Consider the following 16,896-nt stretch of genomic DNA (forward strand, 5'->3'; position numbering starts at 1 on the left):
ATTTGCTGAAATATGCTTATTTTAAGCGTATGAACCGCAAACACTTTTTGTCTGCTCTTATTACCACCGGCGCCGGGCTACCGGCGCTGCAAACACTCGCCGGCATTGGATTGGCCACACCTTCAGATAAGAAGGAACCGCTTGTTCCTCCTTATCTCAAACCCGGCGACATCATTGGTATCACCTGCCCCGCAGGATATATCAACAGGGATGAGATCCAACCGGCAATCCGGATTATGGAAAGCTGGGGGTTTAATATTCGTATAGGCAAAACCGTGGGTGACCGCGACTACAGTTTCGGCGGTACCGACGCGGAAAGGCTGGCGGATTTACAGGCCATGCTGAACGATGATGATATCAAAGCCATCATGTGTGGCCGGGGTGGTTATGGTACTGCACGGATTGTTGATAAACTCGACTTCTCCCGCTTTCAGCGGAAACCCAAATGGGTGATTGGATTCAGCGATGCCACCGTACTGCATTGCCACATTGGCCGGCACTTTGGCATAGCTTCCCTGCATTCAAAAATGTGCAACAGCTTCCCGGACGATTTCGGAAAAGCGGAACCCGTTATCCAGGATACCATCATGTCTATCTACCAGGCGCTTACAGGCAAAAAGATGCAGTACAGCGCTTTGCCGGATACCCGCAACCGGAAAGGGAAAGCAAGAGGTGTGCTCACGGGTGGTAACCTCTCTATTATTCAAAGCATGTCGGGTACCAATTCCGAAATTGATACCAATGGAAAGATCCTGTTCCTGGAAGAAGTAGGCGAATATCCGTATAGCCTTGACCGTATGTTGGGCACCCTGCAGCGCTCACATAAACTCGATAACCTCGCAGGTCTGATCATTGGCGGGTTTAACCGGATCAAGCCCGATGATCCCGGTGAAGAATTTGGCAGAACCGTATACGATATGGTACTGGAAAAGGTGAAGGATTTTAATTTCCCGGTATGTTTTAATTTTCCCGTAGGACATCAGAAAAATAACTATGCCCTTAAATGCGGTATGATGCATAGCCTCTACGTAGGCGACGACACCGTTACGTTAAAGGAATAATTACTTCACAAAAAAAGTGATGATAAACAACACGGCCAGTACATACATGACCGGGCTGATACTTTTATATTGCCCGGTTAATACTTTCAGTAATACGTAAGACAACATACCAAACACAATCCCTTCTGCTATGCTATAGCTGTATGGCATCATCACGATAGCTAAAAATGCGGGAATGGCTTCTGTTACATCATTGAAGTTTATTTTGGTAACAGCTCCCATCATCAGCATACCTACAATAATCAAAGCGGGCGCTGTGGCCGCCTGCGGAATCATAGCGAAAACCGGGGCAAAAAACAGGGAGAGCAGGAACATGACGGCTACCGTAAGCGCAGTTAAACCGGTTTTTCCACCAGCAGCAATCCCACTGGCACTTTCCACATACGCCGTTACTACGCTGGTACCTAATAAACCCGCGGCAGTAGTGCCTACGGCATCGGCCATCAAAGCCTGTTTGGCGCGGGGTAAGCGGCCTTTCTCATCCAGCAGTCCTGCCTTATTACAAAGACCGATCAGCGTACCCACCGTATCAAACAGGTTTACCATCAGCAACGTAAACAGGATCATCACCATATCCAGGGTGAATATTTTATCGAATTGCAACTTAAACGCTACCGGCGCCAGCGAAGGCGGCAGGCTTACCAGCTGGCCGTTGGCCGGCAAATGCGTAATGCCCAGCGGAATACCTACTACTGTAGCAGCCAGGATACCGATCAGCAATGCCGCATTCACATTCCGGTACATCAGCACTGCGCTGACGATCAGTCCTATCAACGCAATCAGGGGGCCGATGCTGGTAACATCGCCCATTTTCAGGATCACGCCATCCAGTTTTCCATCTCCCACATGATGCATACCCGTTTCAATGATGCCTGCGTTGGCCATACCTATCAATGCAATCAATAACCCGATACCCACCGAAATAGCATGCTTCAGGTTCTCCGGTATGCTGTTGATGATCGCCTCCCGGATCCTGAACATCGACAAAAAAATAAAAATAATGCCTTCCAGGAAAACGGCAGTAAGCGCAAACTGCCAGCTGTAGCCCATAGAGGAAACAATGGTGTAAGCGAAAAATGCATTCAGTCCCATTCCCGGCGCCACGCCGATAGGCAGCCTGGCATATAATGCCATCACCAATGTGCCAATGGCAGCGGCCAGGGCGGTAGCGGTGATCAGCGCATTAAAATCCATTCCTGTGCGCGACAGGATACTTGGATTAACGGCCAGGATATACGCCATCGTGGAAAAGGTGGTTAACCCTGCCAGTACTTCTTTCTTAACAGTAGTGTGATGTTCGGAGAGCCGGAAAAATTTTGCGAGCATAATGCAAAAATAAGCGTTTCACGATTTATCATTTTATCCTAATTTCATTCCTATGCAACAACGTTCGGGTGGATGGAAAGTGATTAATAACTGGTTGGGCGAAAAAGAACTGAAGCCCTTCAAATTCCAGGAAGATGCCTGGAAAGCTTATCTGCAGGGCAAATCGGGAATCGTGAATGCGCCTACGGGTTTCGGAAAAACCTTTTCCCTGTTCCTGGGGGCCGTTATCGGCTGGATAGATGCCCACCCGAAAGACTATTCCCATAAAACAAAAAACGGTTTACAGCTATTGTGGATAACGCCATTGCGCGCGTTGGCCAAAGACCTGGGCAGGGCGATGGAAAGCGCACTGCAGGAACTCAATGTTCCCTGGCAGGTAGGCATCCGCAGTGGCGACACACCTGTTGCAACGCGGGCAGCACAGAAAAAGCAGATGCCGGAAGTACTCATCATTACACCGGAAAGCCTGCACCTGCTGCTGGCGCAAAAAGAATATCCCGCCGTGTTTAAACACCTGCACACCGTAGTGGTGGATGAATGGCATGAGCTGATAGGTAGTAAACGCGGCGTAATGGTGGAACTGGGCCTCAGCCGGCTGAGGGGACTATGCAAAGACCGGCTGAAAGTATGGGGTATTTCCGCAACCATCGGCAACCTCGATGAAGCGCTGGAAGTATTGCTGGGCCCCTATCATAGCGATGGCCTTATTATCCGCGCCAAACTGAAAAAGAATATCGCCCTGAAAAGTGTGATCCCCCATGAGATAGAAAATTATCCGTGGGCAGGACATCTTGGTATCAGAATGCTGCCGCAGGCATTACCCATTATCAACGACAGCCAAACCACGCTGATATTTACCAATACCCGGTCGCAGTCGGAGTTATGGTACCAGGCCCTTCTCCGCGAAGATCCCATGCTGGCGGGTGCGCTGGCCTTGCATCACGGCTCTATAGATATGGAGCTGCGCATATGGGTGGAAGAAGCGCTGCACAACGGTATCCTGAAGGCGGTGGTATGTACTGCCAGCCTGGATCTTGGCGTGGATTTCCGGCCGGTAGACAGCGTTATACAGGTGGGCAGTCCGAAAGGAGTGGCCCGTTTCCTGCAAAGGGCCGGCCGTAGCGGGCATCAACCCGGAGCCATCAGTAAAATTTTCTTCCTGCCTACCCACGCATTGGAACTGGTAGAAGCGGCCGCGCTGAAAGCCGCTATGGAACAGGATCTTATAGAAAGCCGGATGCCGGTGTTACTCGCTTACGATGTATTATTGCAATACCTGATGACGCTGGCAGTATCCGATGGCTTTCATGCCCATGAAATATGGGAAGAAGTACGCCATACCTTTTGCTATCAGCATATTACGGAAGATGACTGGCAGTGGCTCCTCTCCTTCCTCACTACCGGCGGCGATGCACTGGGCAGCTATGATGAATTCAAAAAAGTAGAACGGGAAGGGAATTTCTACATCTGCCGCAGCCGGATGATGGCAATGCGTCACCGTTTACATATAGGCACTATCGTGAGCGATGCCATGCTCAAAGTAAAGTTCATGAGTGGCGGCTATATCGGCGTAATCGAAGAAGGTTTTATTTCCCGCCTCTCGCCCGGCGACTCCTTTACACTGGCGGGCCGCAATCTGGAATTTATCCTCATCAAGGACATGACAGTACTGGTCCGCAAATCAAATTCCAAAAGATCAATTGTTCCCAGCTACCAGGGCGGCCGTATTCCCCTCTCTTCCAACCTGGGACGCATGCTGCGCGAAAAATTCAATGAAGCCCTGTCGAGGAACACAAAAGACCCTGAGCTGATTGCTTTACAGCCGCTGTTCAACCTGCAGGAAGAACTGTCGCATATTCCAAAGGCCAATGAGTTGCTGATTGAACAGATAGCCACCAAAGACGGTTATCATCTTTTCGTATATCCTTTTGAAGGACGGCTGGTACATGAAGTAATGGCGGCGCTGCTGGCCTACCGGATCAGCCGTATCCAGCCTATTACTTTTTCCATCGCCATGAATGACTATGGCTTCGAGTTGTTATCTGACCAGCCTATTCCGCTGACAGCCGAAAACGCCAAACAGCTTTTTTCTACCGAAAACCTGCTCGTGGAACTGCAAACCAGTGTTAACTCCACCGAAATGGCCCGGCGAAAATTCCGCGACATTGCGGTGATAGCCGGTTTGATATTCCAGGGTTATCCCGGTAAACACAAGGCTAACCGTCACCTGCAATCCTCTGCCTCGCTGTTGTTTAACGTGTTCAAAGACTACGACCCGCAAAACCTGCTGCTGAAGCAGGCTTTCAACGAAGCCTTTTTTTACCAGATGGAAGAAGCCCGTTTAAGGGAAACGCTGGAGCGCATCGCGGTAAGCAGGATCGTGATCACCACCCCACAAAAGCTCACACCCTTCTGCTTCCCGATTAAAGTGGACAGTTTGCGTGACACCATGACCAGCGAAAAGCTGGAAGACCGGATCAAAAAATTGATCACGGTGAACGGTTAAGAAATCTCTAATTTGCACCTCATTAAAAAACAGTTGATTCAGTGGTCGCGGAAATATTTCACTTTCAGGAGCAGCATTGGCATTTATCACCCCAGCGGGCGATTTTCTGGGAAGAAGAGAAAGCGCTGATCCTTTCAGATCTGCATCTGGGGAAAGCAGCTCATTTTCGCAAGGCAGGGATTGCCGTGCCGGCGGGCATTGTACAGGAAGATCTGTTCCGGCTGCAGCAGCTGATCACCCAGTTCCTGCCCGACAGGATCATCATAGTGGGAGACATGTTCCATAGCCGGGAGAACAACGAAGTGCATTATTTCAAATTATGGCGGCAGCAATTTTCCCGGATCTCCTTTGACCTGGTGAAAGGCAATCATGATATTATGCCCGATGCCGTGTACGAGGAACTGCAGATCAATGTACACCCTGCGCTTACTTTGCGTAACATTCATTTTATCCATGAGCCTTGTGAAGATAACAATGGCTTCGCCTATACTTTTTCCGGGCACCTGCACCCGGCTTTCGTGATGCATGGAGCCGGCAGGCAACGGCTGCGTTTACCCTGTTTCTATTTTGGCCGGCATTGCGGCATTTTACCCGCATTCGGCCACTTTACCGGTTCGGCCAGCCTCGACCCGGAAGAAAGGGATCCAGTCTTTGTAATAGCCGGAAAAACGATTATACGCGCACAATGAAAATTGCCAGTCACGATATATACACCCATCCTTTGCCCGCCGATCATCGCTTCCCGATGCTCAAGTACGAGCTGATACCGGCCCAGCTGCTGCGGGAAGGCGTTATTACCCCTGCCCAATTATTTGCCCCTGCGCCGGCTACGGAAGAAACTATTCTTTTAACACATACCCCCGGGTACTGGCATAAGCTGAGGGATCAGACACTGGAGCCACGCGAACAGCGGAAAATTGGCTTCCCCCAATCTCCTGCGCTTACCTTACGGGAAATAGTGATTACGCAGGGCACCATAGACATTTCGCTGCATGCACTCGATCATGGTATTGGTTTTAATGTGGCTGGCGGCACCCACCACGCTTTTGCCGATCATGGGGAAGGTTTCTGCCTGCTCAACGATTTTGCCGTAGCCGCCAATTACCTGCTGCACCGGCAACGGATCAAACAGGCGCTGGTGATAGACCTCGACGTGCACCAGGGCAATGGCACCGCGGCGCTGTTTGCCGGTAACCCGCATGTATATACGTTTAGCATGCATGGCGCGCACAATTACCCTTTTCATAAAGAAACATCCGACTGGGATATTCCCCTGGCGGATGGTATGGATAACGGCACATACCTGCAATTACTGGAAGAAGCCTTGCCGGTGCTGATTAACCGGGTAAAACCGGACCTCGTTTTTTATCTTTCGGGGGTGGATATCCTGGAAACGGATAAGTTCGGGAAGCTGAAAGTAACGCAACAGGGCTGCCTGGAGCGGGATGAAATGGTTTTTCATTCACTGAAAAAACATCACATCCCCTGCGCGGTGGCCATGGGAGGAGGCTATTCCACCCATATCCGTGATATTGTAAATGCGCACTGCAATACTTTTAAGGCAGGCATCCGTATTTACGGCTAAATAATTTTCCCGTCTTTCATTACCAGCTGGCGATCGCTCATAGGCGCCAGTTCTTCATTGTGCGTAACAATAATAAAGGTTTGCTTCAGTTTATCGCGCAGCTCCATGAAAAGATGGTGCAGTTCCCGGGCGTTGCGGGAGTCGAGGTTACCGGTTGGTTCGTCGGCCATTACCACGTCCGGATCATTGATGAGCGCGCGTGCCACAGCCACTCTTTGCTGTTCTCCGCCGGAGAGGGCGTTGGGTTTGTGCTCCAGCCGGTCTTTCAGCCCAAGGGTTTCCAGCAGGAAAACGGCTTTTTCTTTTACCTGGCTTTTGCGGGTGCCGGCAATATAACCGGGAATACAAACATTTTCGAGGGCAGTGAATTCCGGCAGCAGGTGATGGAACTGGAAAATAAAGCCAATATGACGGTTCCTGAAATCGGCCAGGGTGTTTCCCTTTAAACCGGTCAGATTGACATCATTGAGCCATACTTCGCCGGCAGTGGGCGTATCGAGGGTTCCGAGAATGTGCAGCAAGGTACTCTTGCCGGCTCCGGAGGAACCTACGATGGTTACAATCTCTCCCTTACTGACAGTAATGTCTACCCCTTTTAATATGGGTAAATTGGAATAATTTTTGGTAACATTGCGAGCGGTTAGCATAACCCAAAGAAAAGTAATTAACCGATAAAATAGTAAAAGTTGTTTATTTCAAATTAAATAATACTTTTGCGAAAAATTAAAAAGTAAAAATTTTAATAAGATGTACTGGACATTAGAATTAGCTTCATACCTGGAGGACGCTCCATGGCCAGCTACTAAAGACGAACTTATCGACTACGCCATTCGCTCCGGTGCACCGATCGAAGTAATCGAGAACCTTCAGGAGCTGGAGGATGAGGGGGAAATTTATGAGGGGATTGAAGATATTTGGTCTGATTATCCGTCGCAGGATGACTTCTTCTTTAATGAGGATGAATATTAGCCCGTATCGCTGACCGTACTCCCGTTCAACTATGACAAATAATTACTAAGCCGCTCCTGATAAGGAAGCGGCTTTTATTTTGGTATTCGGAGATCCGGCGATGTTGCAGAGATTAACCTCTCATATCTGCAACATCGCCAGGCTCCATAAATGACTGATCTATTTTTCCATCTGGTCGATCACTGGTTTGGAAACACCAGTGAAGGAGAAACCTCCGTCGTGGAACAGGTTCTGCATGGTCACCATTTTGGTGAGGTCGGAGAACATGGCTACGGCGTAGTTAGCGCACTCGTCTGCAGTGGCATTACCCAGCGGGCTCATTTTCTCTGCATAGGACATAAAGCCATCGAAACCTTTCACGCCGCCACCAGCAGTGGTTTTAACAGGCGACTGGGAGATGGTGTTTACGCGTACTTTTTTGTGGGTACCGTAGTGATAACCGAAGCTGCGTGCAATTGATTCCAGCAGGGCTTTGGCATCAGCCATTTCACCATAGTCAGGGAATACACGCTGAGACGCGATATAAGACAATGCAATAACAGATGCCCATTCGTTCAACGCATCCAGCTTGTAAGCGGTTTGCAGAACACGGTGCAGAGACATCGCAGAGATATCAAATGTTTTGTGATTAAAATCGTAATCCAGGTCGGTATAGCTTCTGCCTTTACGGATGTTCATACCCATTGCTACGGAGTGGAGAACGAAGTCGATCTTACCACCAAAGTGCTCCATAGATTTGTTGAACAGGTTGGCCAGATCATCCATATTGGTAACATCAGCCGGAATAACAGGTGCTTTACAGGTTTCCGCCAGTTTGTTGATCTCACCCATACGCAGGGCAATAGGGGCATTGGTAAGCACAATTTCAGCGCCTTCTTCCACGCAACGCAGTGCAGTTCTCCAGGCAATAGATTTGTCGTCCAGTGCGCCAAAGATGATACCTTTCTTCCCTTTTAATAAGTTATGAGCCATTTGGTCAAAAATTAATTTCGGCAAAAATAGTCGTTATAGTTGAAAAAAAAAGCTGTTAGCTATCAGCGACCAGCATTTAGACGGTTGCCCGTTAACCAAATGCAGCCTGCTAAAGGCTAACAGCTATAATGAGATAGCAGTTATTAATGTACAGCCAGCATTTCGCGGGCATTCTCCAGCGCTGCAGCAGTAGGCCGTTCTCCGCTCAACATCTGAGCAATTTTATTCACCCGCTCATCCTGCGACAGCAAACGTACGCTGGTAGTAACTTTATCCGCTTTGGCATCTTTATATACGAAGTAGTGCGCATCTGCTTTCCCGGCTATCTGCGGCTGATGGGTAATACAGATGATCTGGTGCGATTTGGCAAGATCTTTCAATATAACACCCACCTGGCGGGCAGCTTCTCCCGAAATACCGGTATCAATTTCATCAAAGATCAGGGTAGGCAGCGCTACCGACTGTGCCACCAGCGATTTAATACATAACATAATACGGCTCAATTCCCCGCCGGACGCCACTTTGCCCACCGGTGCAAACTGGTTGCTCTTATTGGCGTCAAACAGGAATTCGATGGTATCCTGTCCGTATGAATTGAGATCTCCGGGGATGATGTCTACTTTCAGGCGTGCATTGGGCATGCCTACCTGCGCCAGTAAAGCATTCACGTGTTTTTCAAAAGGACCGGCCTGTTCCTGGCGATGCCCGGTGATGATAGCCGCCGCTTTCTGCAGACTTTCTTTCAGCCGGGTTTGTTCCAGCTCCAGCGATGCCAGCTGTTCATCCAGGTTCAGCACATCCTCTACCTTTTGGGTCAGCACTTCTTTTATGGCCAGTAGTTCGGCAGTGGTTTGTACACCGTGTTTCTTGAATAAACGGTATCCCAGCGCCATTCTTTCATTCACCAGCTCTATCCGTTGCGCGTCGTATTGTACATGGTCGTTGATGCTTTCCACTTCTCCGGCAATATCCTGTAGCTCGAGGTAAGTGGATAACAGGCGTTCAGATACCGCGGGCATGTCTTTATGAAAGGCGGATAAGGCCTGCAGCGACGACTGCAGCTGTTTCAGCTGTTGAAGGATGGGCTGTTCGTCTTCCTTCAGCTGAAAATACACCCGGTTCAGGGTGTTCTTTATTTCTTCTGCGTGACTTAATGTTTGCAGTTCTGCATCCAGGTCTTCTATTTCGTTGGGATTGAAACCTGCTTCTGCCAGTTCATCGAGCAGGAAGCGGTTATAGTCCAGCTCTTTGTTGGCGTTGTCGCGGTTATCCAGCAGTTGTTTGTATTTCTTCTGCACCTGTGTGTACTGAATAAATCCCTGGTGGTACTGTTGCAGTTCGGCAGGTTTGTTGACCAGGGCATCGATCACTTCCCGTTGAAAATCGGCGTTACCGAGCGCCAGTGTGTCAAACTGTTGATGGAGGTCTACCAGGTAACCGCTGAGTTCTGCCAGCTGGGAGATGTTCACCGGCGTATCATTCACAAACGCCCTGGATTTACCGGTGGCGCTCACTTCTCTTCTTATAATCAGCTGATCTTCCAGGTCCAGTTCGTGTTCCTGGAAGAAAGTAGCGATCTGTGATTTCTTTACTTTAAAGAGCCCTTCTATGATGCATTTGCCTGTTTTATCGAACAATACTCCGGGATCTGCTCTTTCTCCCAGTATCAGGGAAAGGGCTCCGAGGAGGATGGATTTACCTGCACCGGTTTCTCCGGTGATCACGTTCAGGTTCCCTGAGAAGTCTACTTCCAGGTGATCGATAATTGCGTAATTCTTGATGGTTAATCGCTGTAACATAAGTAAGGAAATTCCTTTATGATGTTGAAAGCTCAGGTTCCGTTTACCCGCTGCATGCCTGCTTTGGCGCGCTGGTCAAGGGAATTTTTATAATCGTGGCCTTTCATGTTCAGACAACGCTGATAACATTCTATGGCTTTGGCTTTTTCATTTCTCTTTTCATAAATGTAACCCATTTGGAGGGAAGCCCGTGCCGCATAATATTCCGGCCTGTTGCTGCCCACTTTCACGGTTACTTCGTACATGGCTATGGCCTGATCGTCTTGCCCGCTTTCATCATAAATGCGACCCAAACGGTAGGCATATTCCAGTTTATCTTCCATCGCCGGGAATTCGGCTGCTTTTTTTGTGAGCAGCAATGCCAGCGCTTTGTTGAAATATCCGCCATCACTCAACAGGCGTACTCTCAACAGGAACGGGTTGGGCCATTTGCCGGTTTTGGCTTCTTTCAGTGCCTGTTTGTCCGCATCCGTTTCCACACCGCCTTTCGTCAGGATCATGGCCCGGTATTTATCTGCCGTGGTCTGGTTCCCTTCCAGGTAATAGTACCAGCTGAGTCGCTGCAAACACTCTTTCACATAAAACTTGCCTTTAAAATTACTGACAAACCGTTCCAGGTAAATGTGTGCATCCGGATCCAGCCTCGTTAATTTCAGTAATCCCATTACATAATTGTAATACTGCATGTCTGCATACTCCGCTGTATCATTCCGCTCCTGCAGTACTTTTATGCCGGTAGCAGCCCGCTGGTTGTTCAAAGAAAGGTTTGCCACCATTAAAGCAAACAGGTAGTTATTTTTAGTATCCAGTTGTTTTCTTTGTAAGAATTCCCACGTTTCTTCCGGTTTATTCACAATAAACAACATCAGGTAGCAATAATAGTAGTAAGATTCTTCCCGGAACATTTTTGCTTCCGGCGCATTGCTCTCAATGAACTTGTTCACATTCGCCATCCCTTCTTTCATACTGCCTTTAAGGCCGAGAATATTGGTGATCCACTTATAACCTTCGGGAATGGTTCCGAACACCGTTTGCATGGCGCCCAGCAGCAGGTTATTGGGAACAAAGCCCGGAAACCGTTGCTGGTTCTCTTTCAGCATCATATATGCTTTCCGGATTTCCCAGGTAGCGTCCCATTTCTCATCAAACTTTATTTTGATCAGGGCCCACTGGAATTTGATAGCAGCCTGCGTATACAGGTAATAAGGAGAATCCGGGGAACCTTCCGCCATTTTATTCAACCGGAAAGACCGCAGGCTCCTTTTTTTTGAATACTCTGCAGGATCTTCATTAAAGAAGAGCGGGAAAAAATCCGCATAGTTATCCAGGAAATAAGGCGCCAGGTTATCCGGGTGCTCTTTTTTCTCTGCTTCCAGCAAAGCCCTGCCGGTGTTTAACCTCAACTGCATGATGGCATCATATGCCTGCTCGCAGCGGGTGTTAAAATCAAATACTTTCTGCCTGGCGTTCACGTTAAATCCTACGCTCAACAATAACAACAAAGAAAAAACAATACGCATACGGGGAAAAATTCCAAAATTAAAGGCCAAATCTCTCATAACATCTTCCAAATCCCAAATAACACTTCACATTTTTTAAAAGTTGTATTGTTTAGCTAAATCCCTGCCACAAAATAAAAGAACTACTACGCAAGGTACCTGCGCAACGGCAATGTACACAAAGCTAATATAATTAGTAAAACAAAACTAAATAAATTAGTATATTTTTTTATGCACATACACCAATAAAAAAAGGACATCCGAAGATGTCCTTTAAATGTTTATCGCTGATAGACTATAATCAGATAGTCACAGTTGCTTCGAGGTCGTTATCCACCAGGATACGTCCGCAGTGCTCACAAACGATGATCTTTTTGTGCTGACGGATTTCTGCCTGACGCTGAGGAGGAATTGCATTGAAGCAGCCACCGCAGGAATCACGCTCTACAGTTACCACCGCCAAACCGTTGCGGTAGTTCTTACGGATTTTCTCGTAAGCCTGCAATAAGCGGGGATCTACCTTGGTTTTAGCATCTTCACTTTCTTTGCGGAATGCTTTCTCTTCTTTATCTGTTTCGCCGATGATCTTTTCCAGTTCGCCTTTCTTGTGCTTCAGGTTCGCTTCTTTATCTGCTACCGCTTTCTTGGCTACTTCCAGTACGCGGCTTTTTTCCTTGATCTCTTCGTTAGCGTCCTTGATATGCTTTTCAGCCAGCTTGATTTCCAGCGCCTGCATCTCCATTTCTTTGGTGATGGCTTCGAACTCACGGTTATTCTTCACATTATCCTGCTGCTTCTCGTACTTCTTGATCAGCGCTTCCGCTTCTTTGATGGCGTTTTTCTTGCTGGCAACAAAGTCTTGTATACCTTTCATTTCATTCTCAATGTGAGACTGACGTGTGTTCAGGCCTTCGATCTCGTCTTCCAGGTCTTTTACCTCCATCGGCAACTCCCCTTTCAACACCTGGATCCCATCCAGCTTGGAATCGATCTTTTGCAATCTGAGTACAGACGCTAATTTTTCTTCAACGGAGTATTCTTTTACGGTTGCCATGTATTATAAATAATTTACCGGGTTTGTTTTAATCGTAGATTTAAGAGGCGCAAAATTACGGAATTTTTCGGTCAATATATGATAAAATAATTCCACTGTGAACTGCTCACTCTCAAAATGTCCGATATCTGCTATAATTAATTGATTGTCAGCGTCAAAAAATTCATGATACTTGAAATCCGACGAAATGTAGGCATCTGCCCCGGCCGCTATCGCCTGCTTTAACAGGAAACTGCCTGCTCCCCCACATAACGCCACTTTTTTTACGGAACGCCCCCTCAATGGGGTATATTTCACACAACCAGTCCGGAACTGCTCCTTTACAAACTGCAAAAATTCCAGCTCGTCCATCGCCTCCGGTAAGGTACCGATCAATCCCGAACCCACCTGCTGATAAGCATTTTCCAGGCTTACCACATCATAAGCCACCTCTTCATAAGGGTGACTGCCCAACAGCGCCTGTAAAATTTTTCCTTCCAAATATACCGGAAAAATTACTTCCAACTTTATTTCAGCCTCAAAATGTCGTTTTCCGGGCGTACCTACATAAGGATCAGTGCCTTCCGCTCCCTTAAACGTACCCTCACCTGCTCCGTTAAAACTACATTCACTGTAATTGCCAATATGGCCGGCGCCCGCTTCAAACAAAGCAGCCCTCACCGTTTCCACATCCGCCGAAGGCACAAATGTGAATAACTTTTTTAGTAATCCCCGCTTAGGCTGCAATACCCGCGTTTGTTCCAGCCCCAGCTTTGCCGCCATCTGCGCACACACCCCGTTCCGCACATTATCCAGGTTGGTATGCGCCGCATACACGGCAATATCATGTTTAATGGCCTTAATCGCCACCCGCTCTACATAGTTATTTCCATTAATCTTCTTCAATCCCCCGAAAACAATCGGGTGATGGGCAATCACCAGGTTACATCCCGTTGCAATAGCCTCATCAATAACAGCTTCTGTAGCATCCAGCGTAAGCAGCGCATTGGTCAGCTCCACATCTGCCCGCCCGAAAATAAGCCCGGCATTGTCGTAGCTCTCCTGGTACTGCAAAGGCGCAAACTGTTCGATGGCCTGTATGATCTCTTTTATCTTCATATCTGCAAAAATTAATGGTTCATTCGTGGCATCTGCTAAATTTGCAAAAAATTATCTTTTATGCCCGGAAGCAAATCTACAGCAGAACAGTATGCGGATTACAAAATAAAAATGCAAAAAATTGCAGATGTAAGAAATGCCCTGGCGGTACTTGGCTGGGACCAGGAAACCTATCTTCCGGAAAAAGGCGCCGGATTCCGTGGTCAGCAGATCACCACCCTCAGCTCTATTGCCCACGAACTATTCACCGCCCCGGAACTGGAAACTATTCTCCAGGCCCTGAAAGGTAATACCACGCTGGATCCGGTAGAACAAAAAAATATCATTCTTTCTACAGAAGACTTTGAAAAGAATAAAAAATACCCGGCAGCCTTTGTGGCCGAAATGTCGAGAGTGACCAACGAAAGCTATCACGCCTGGATCAAAGCCCGCAAAGCCAACGATTATTCCATTTTCGCCCCGGCGCTTGCCCGGATGATTGAGCTGAAGAAACAGGAAACGGATATCCTGGGCTATGAAGGACATCCCTACAATGCCCTCCTGAACGAATATGAAAAAGGCGCCCACACCGGTATGCTGGATACCATTTTTAATGAAGTGAAAACCGCCCTTTCACCGCTGCTCACCCAAATAGAACAGCAACCCGCCATCAATAAGGATTTCCTGCACCTGCACTATAACCGCGATGCACAGTGGAAATTTGGCCTTGCCCTGCTGGAAAACATGGGATACGATCTGAAAGCAGGCCGGCAGGATGTTTCCGAGCATCCCTTCACCACCAGCTTCAACCCACTTGACGTAAGGGTAACCACCCGCATCGATGAAAATGATTTTGGGAACATGACCTGGAGCTGTATCCATGAAGGCGGCCACGCCCTTTATGAACAGGGGCTGCCCACTGAACAATACGGTCTTCCCTGCGGGGAAGCCACCAGTTTGGGCATCCATGAATCCCAGTCGCGCCTATGGGAAAACAACGTGGGCCGCAGCCTCCTCTTCTGGCAATATCATTATCCCCGCCTTCAGCAACTCTTCCCCGAAAATCTCGGAAATGTATCGCTGGATGCCTTCTATAAAGCCATCAATAAAGTACAACCGTCGCTCATCCGCACAGAAGCAGATGAACTGACCTATCATTTCCATATCATGATCCGGTATGAAATTGAAAAAGGACTGATCGACGGCAGCATCGATGTAAAAGATCTGAAACACACCTGGAACGAATACTACCGTCAATACCTGCACGTAACGGTACCCGATGATGTACACGGCGTACTGCAGGATATCCACTGGTCGCACGGCAGCTTTGGCTACTTCCCTACTTATTCGCTGGGTAGTTTTTATGCTGCCCAATTCTTTGCTGCTGCACAAAAACAGGTGCCTGGTTTAGATGCACGTATTGCCGGCGGCGATTATCAGCCGCTACTGGAATGGTTGCGTACCAACGTTCATCCGTTTGGAAGGTTTTATACATCGAATGAATTATGTGAGAAAGTAACAGGGAAACAGCTGGTGTTTGGGGAGTTCCTCACCTATGCGAAAGGGAAATATGGCGGGATATATGGCTTCTAAAATAAAAAGTCCGGAACGATGGTTCCGGACTTTTCTATCATTTGGTGTATATCTCAATTATAACCCCGCCAGCTTCTCCAGCTCCGCCAGTTCCATCACACCCTGCTTCCGTGCTACTTCTTTCCCATCTTTATAAAAAATAAAAGTAGGCAGTTTGGTTGCATCAACAGATTTCATTACATCCTGGTCGTTACCACCATCCACCGCTACCTTTTTTACCTGCGGATGTTTCTGGAAGAATTTTTCCAGCACCGGCTCCATCTGTTTACAGGGAGGACACCAAGCGGCTCCCACATCGGTGAGCACATATCCTTTTGCCTGTACCGCTTTATTATAATCAGCTACACTGAGCTGGGGCTTCTTCTCAGCAACACCTTCCAATTGCTTGCCGGCCCTCTTCCAGGCGTTGATACCACCATCCAGCTCTACTACATTCACAAAGCCGTTTTCTCTCATCCACCTGGCAGCGGCGGCGCTGCGGCCACCACTCAGGCAATAAATATAAACGGGCTTTTTCTTGTCGAGGTATTGCACCCGGTCTTTAAACTCTTCTTTCTTTGTATAATCGGCCTGTAAGGCATGTGGCAAATGCCCGGTACTGAATTCCCCGGCGGTACGCACATCAAATACCTGTACACCAGGCTGTTGGATATCCTTATCAAATTCAGCAGCATCTACCGCCTGTTGCTGTTGTGCCATTGCGGTAATGCCTGTGAGCATCAACATGATGGCTAAGAAAACTCGTCCCATATCTTCTTTATTTTCGGCATAAAATTAATAAACAACTCGGTGCCCTGCCTGGCCGGATGAGAATTATAACAGGGCTGTAACGTTTTAATATCAAATAAGGGAGAAAACAATTTTGTGTATTCCGCCTCAGTACCACCAAAGGGCGGTCCGTCCTGTGTAAAATGACGGTTAAACAACACCCCTGCCAGATGCCCGCCTGGCTTGATCAGCGAATACATATGTTCTACGTAATCCATCCGGAGAAAAGGCGGCAGTGCGCAGAAAAATGTTTGTTCCAATACCAGGTCGTAGCTGCCTTTATGGGCAAAAAAATCTTCTTCCAGCACTTTCACACGGGTACGGGCAAACGTTTTTCGCAGCTGTTCTACCAATACCGGTGCAATATCCAGCACCGTTACATCACTAAAAGCCTGACCCGCCAGGTAAGCAGCTTCGTAACTGTTGCCTCCACCGGGAATGAGTATACGAATATCCCGGTCTACCAGCTGATCGATATACTCTTTCAGGGGAGGAGACACCGCTCCCATATCCCAGCCCGTATCTCCTTTAAGATAGCGGTTATTCCAATACTGACTGTCCATATCCGGTATTCCTTTTTATGCTAAGTTACGGCCATTCAGCCACATACATAAATGCATCGCTTTTCCAAACATTATTGCTATTTTTATGCTTTGAATATACCTGTGAAACGGCCTTAACGCCAAC

The 16,896-nt window shown here is 48.0% G+C and carries 15 protein-coding genes; 6 read left to right on the top strand and 9 right to left on the bottom strand.

The window, feature by feature from the left end; translation table 11 throughout:
• The first annotated feature begins 29 nt into the window (after positions 1-29).
• A complete protein-coding gene (locus V7S65_RS17180; protein ID WP_079470037.1) occupies positions 30-1,061 on the top strand; it encodes a S66 peptidase family protein in 1,032 nt (343 codons plus the stop codon).
• Here the strand turns inward: V7S65_RS17180 and V7S65_RS17185 are convergent, their stop codons facing one another.
• Entirely contained in the window at positions 1,062-2,387 is a 1,326-nt protein-coding gene (locus tag V7S65_RS17185; RefSeq protein WP_336387399.1) for an NCS2 family permease, read from the bottom strand.
• A 52-nt stretch (positions 2,388-2,439) separates the two neighbouring features.
• Here V7S65_RS17185 and V7S65_RS17190 point away from each other — a divergent pair, with 52 nt between their 5' ends.
• From V7S65_RS17190 to V7S65_RS17200, 3 genes are read left to right on the top strand one after another with little or no spacing between them, the layout of a single operon-like run.
• Positions 2,440-4,893, top strand: coding sequence for a ligase-associated DNA damage response DEXH box helicase (locus tag V7S65_RS17190; protein ID WP_336387400.1), 2,454 nt, complete (start codon positions 2,440-2,442; stop codon positions 4,891-4,893).
• Positions 4,894-4,934: 41 nt separating this feature from the next.
• Positions 4,935-5,582 carry a ligase-associated DNA damage response endonuclease PdeM gene (pdeM, locus tag V7S65_RS17195; protein WP_336387401.1) on the top strand — a complete coding sequence of 216 codons (648 nt, stop codon included), beginning with the start codon at positions 4,935-4,937 and terminating at the stop codon, positions 5,580-5,582.
• Complete coding sequence (locus V7S65_RS17200) at positions 5,579-6,478, top strand: histone deacetylase family protein (protein ID WP_336387402.1); 900 nt, start codon at positions 5,579-5,581, stop codon at positions 6,476-6,478. The genes pdeM and V7S65_RS17200 overlap by 4 nt, the downstream gene beginning before the upstream one ends.
• On the opposite strand, the gene V7S65_RS17205 is transcribed toward V7S65_RS17200, so the two are convergent.
• Complete coding sequence (locus V7S65_RS17205) at positions 6,475-7,125, bottom strand: ABC transporter ATP-binding protein (protein ID WP_079469310.1); 651 nt, start codon at positions 7,123-7,125, stop codon at positions 6,475-6,477. The two genes, V7S65_RS17200 and V7S65_RS17205, sit on opposite strands and share 4 nt — an antisense overlap.
• A 100-nt stretch (positions 7,126-7,225) precedes the next feature.
• On the opposite strand from V7S65_RS17205, the gene V7S65_RS17210 reads away from it, so the two are divergent.
• The gene (locus V7S65_RS17210; protein ID WP_012794455.1) at positions 7,226-7,447 is read left to right on the top strand and encodes a DUF2795 domain-containing protein; all 222 of its coding nucleotides are present in this window, start codon (positions 7,226-7,228) and stop codon (positions 7,445-7,447) included.
• Positions 7,448-7,606: 159 nt separating this feature from the next.
• On the opposite strand, the gene V7S65_RS17215 is transcribed toward V7S65_RS17210, so the two are convergent.
• From V7S65_RS17215 to V7S65_RS17235, 5 genes are all read right to left on the bottom strand, one after another.
• The gene (locus tag V7S65_RS17215; RefSeq protein ID WP_079469311.1) at positions 7,607-8,419 is read right to left on the bottom strand and encodes an enoyl-ACP reductase FabI; all 813 of its coding nucleotides are present in this window, start codon (positions 8,417-8,419) and stop codon (positions 7,607-7,609) included.
• Positions 8,420-8,562: 143 nt separating this feature from the next.
• On the bottom strand, positions 8,563-10,218 hold the full coding sequence (gene recN, locus V7S65_RS17220) for a DNA repair protein RecN (protein ID WP_336387403.1): 1,656 nt from the start codon (positions 10,216-10,218) through the stop codon (positions 8,563-8,565).
• A 32-nt stretch (positions 10,219-10,250) separates the two neighbouring features.
• A complete protein-coding gene (locus tag V7S65_RS17225; protein WP_336387404.1) occupies positions 10,251-11,738 on the bottom strand; it encodes a tetratricopeptide repeat protein in 1,488 nt (495 codons plus the stop codon).
• A 280-nt stretch (positions 11,739-12,018) separates the two neighbouring features.
• Entirely contained in the window at positions 12,019-12,771 is a 753-nt protein-coding gene (locus tag V7S65_RS17230; RefSeq protein ID WP_079469314.1) for a zinc ribbon domain-containing protein, read from the bottom strand.
• 3 nt (positions 12,772-12,774) lie between these two features.
• On the bottom strand, positions 12,775-13,869 hold the full coding sequence (locus V7S65_RS17235; RefSeq protein WP_079469315.1) for a Nif3-like dinuclear metal center hexameric protein: 1,095 nt from the start codon (positions 13,867-13,869) through the stop codon (positions 12,775-12,777).
• Positions 13,870-13,929: 60 nt separating this feature from the next.
• On the opposite strand from V7S65_RS17235, the gene V7S65_RS17240 reads away from it, so the two are divergent.
• Positions 13,930-15,441 carry a carboxypeptidase M32 gene (locus V7S65_RS17240; protein ID WP_111576685.1) on the top strand — a complete coding sequence of 504 codons (1,512 nt, stop codon included), beginning with the start codon at positions 13,930-13,932 and terminating at the stop codon, positions 15,439-15,441.
• Between the two features lie 57 nt (positions 15,442-15,498).
• On the opposite strand, the gene V7S65_RS17245 is transcribed toward V7S65_RS17240, so the two are convergent.
• Positions 15,499-16,191 (bottom strand): rhodanese-like domain-containing protein, encoded by a 693-nt coding sequence (locus V7S65_RS17245; RefSeq protein ID WP_336387405.1) that lies wholly within the window; start codon positions 16,189-16,191, stop codon positions 15,499-15,501.
• The gene (locus tag V7S65_RS17250; RefSeq protein ID WP_079469318.1) at positions 16,173-16,772 is read right to left on the bottom strand and encodes a methyltransferase domain-containing protein; all 600 of its coding nucleotides are present in this window, start codon (positions 16,770-16,772) and stop codon (positions 16,173-16,175) included. Before V7S65_RS17250 ends, V7S65_RS17245 begins: the two co-directional genes overlap by 19 nt.
• Positions 16,773-16,896 lie beyond the last annotated feature (124 nt).

It is taken from the genome of Chitinophaga sp. CCNWYY40 (assembly GCF_037483205.1).
Taxonomy (GTDB): Bacteria; Bacteroidota; Bacteroidia; order Chitinophagales; family Chitinophagaceae; genus Chitinophaga; species Chitinophaga ginsengisegetis.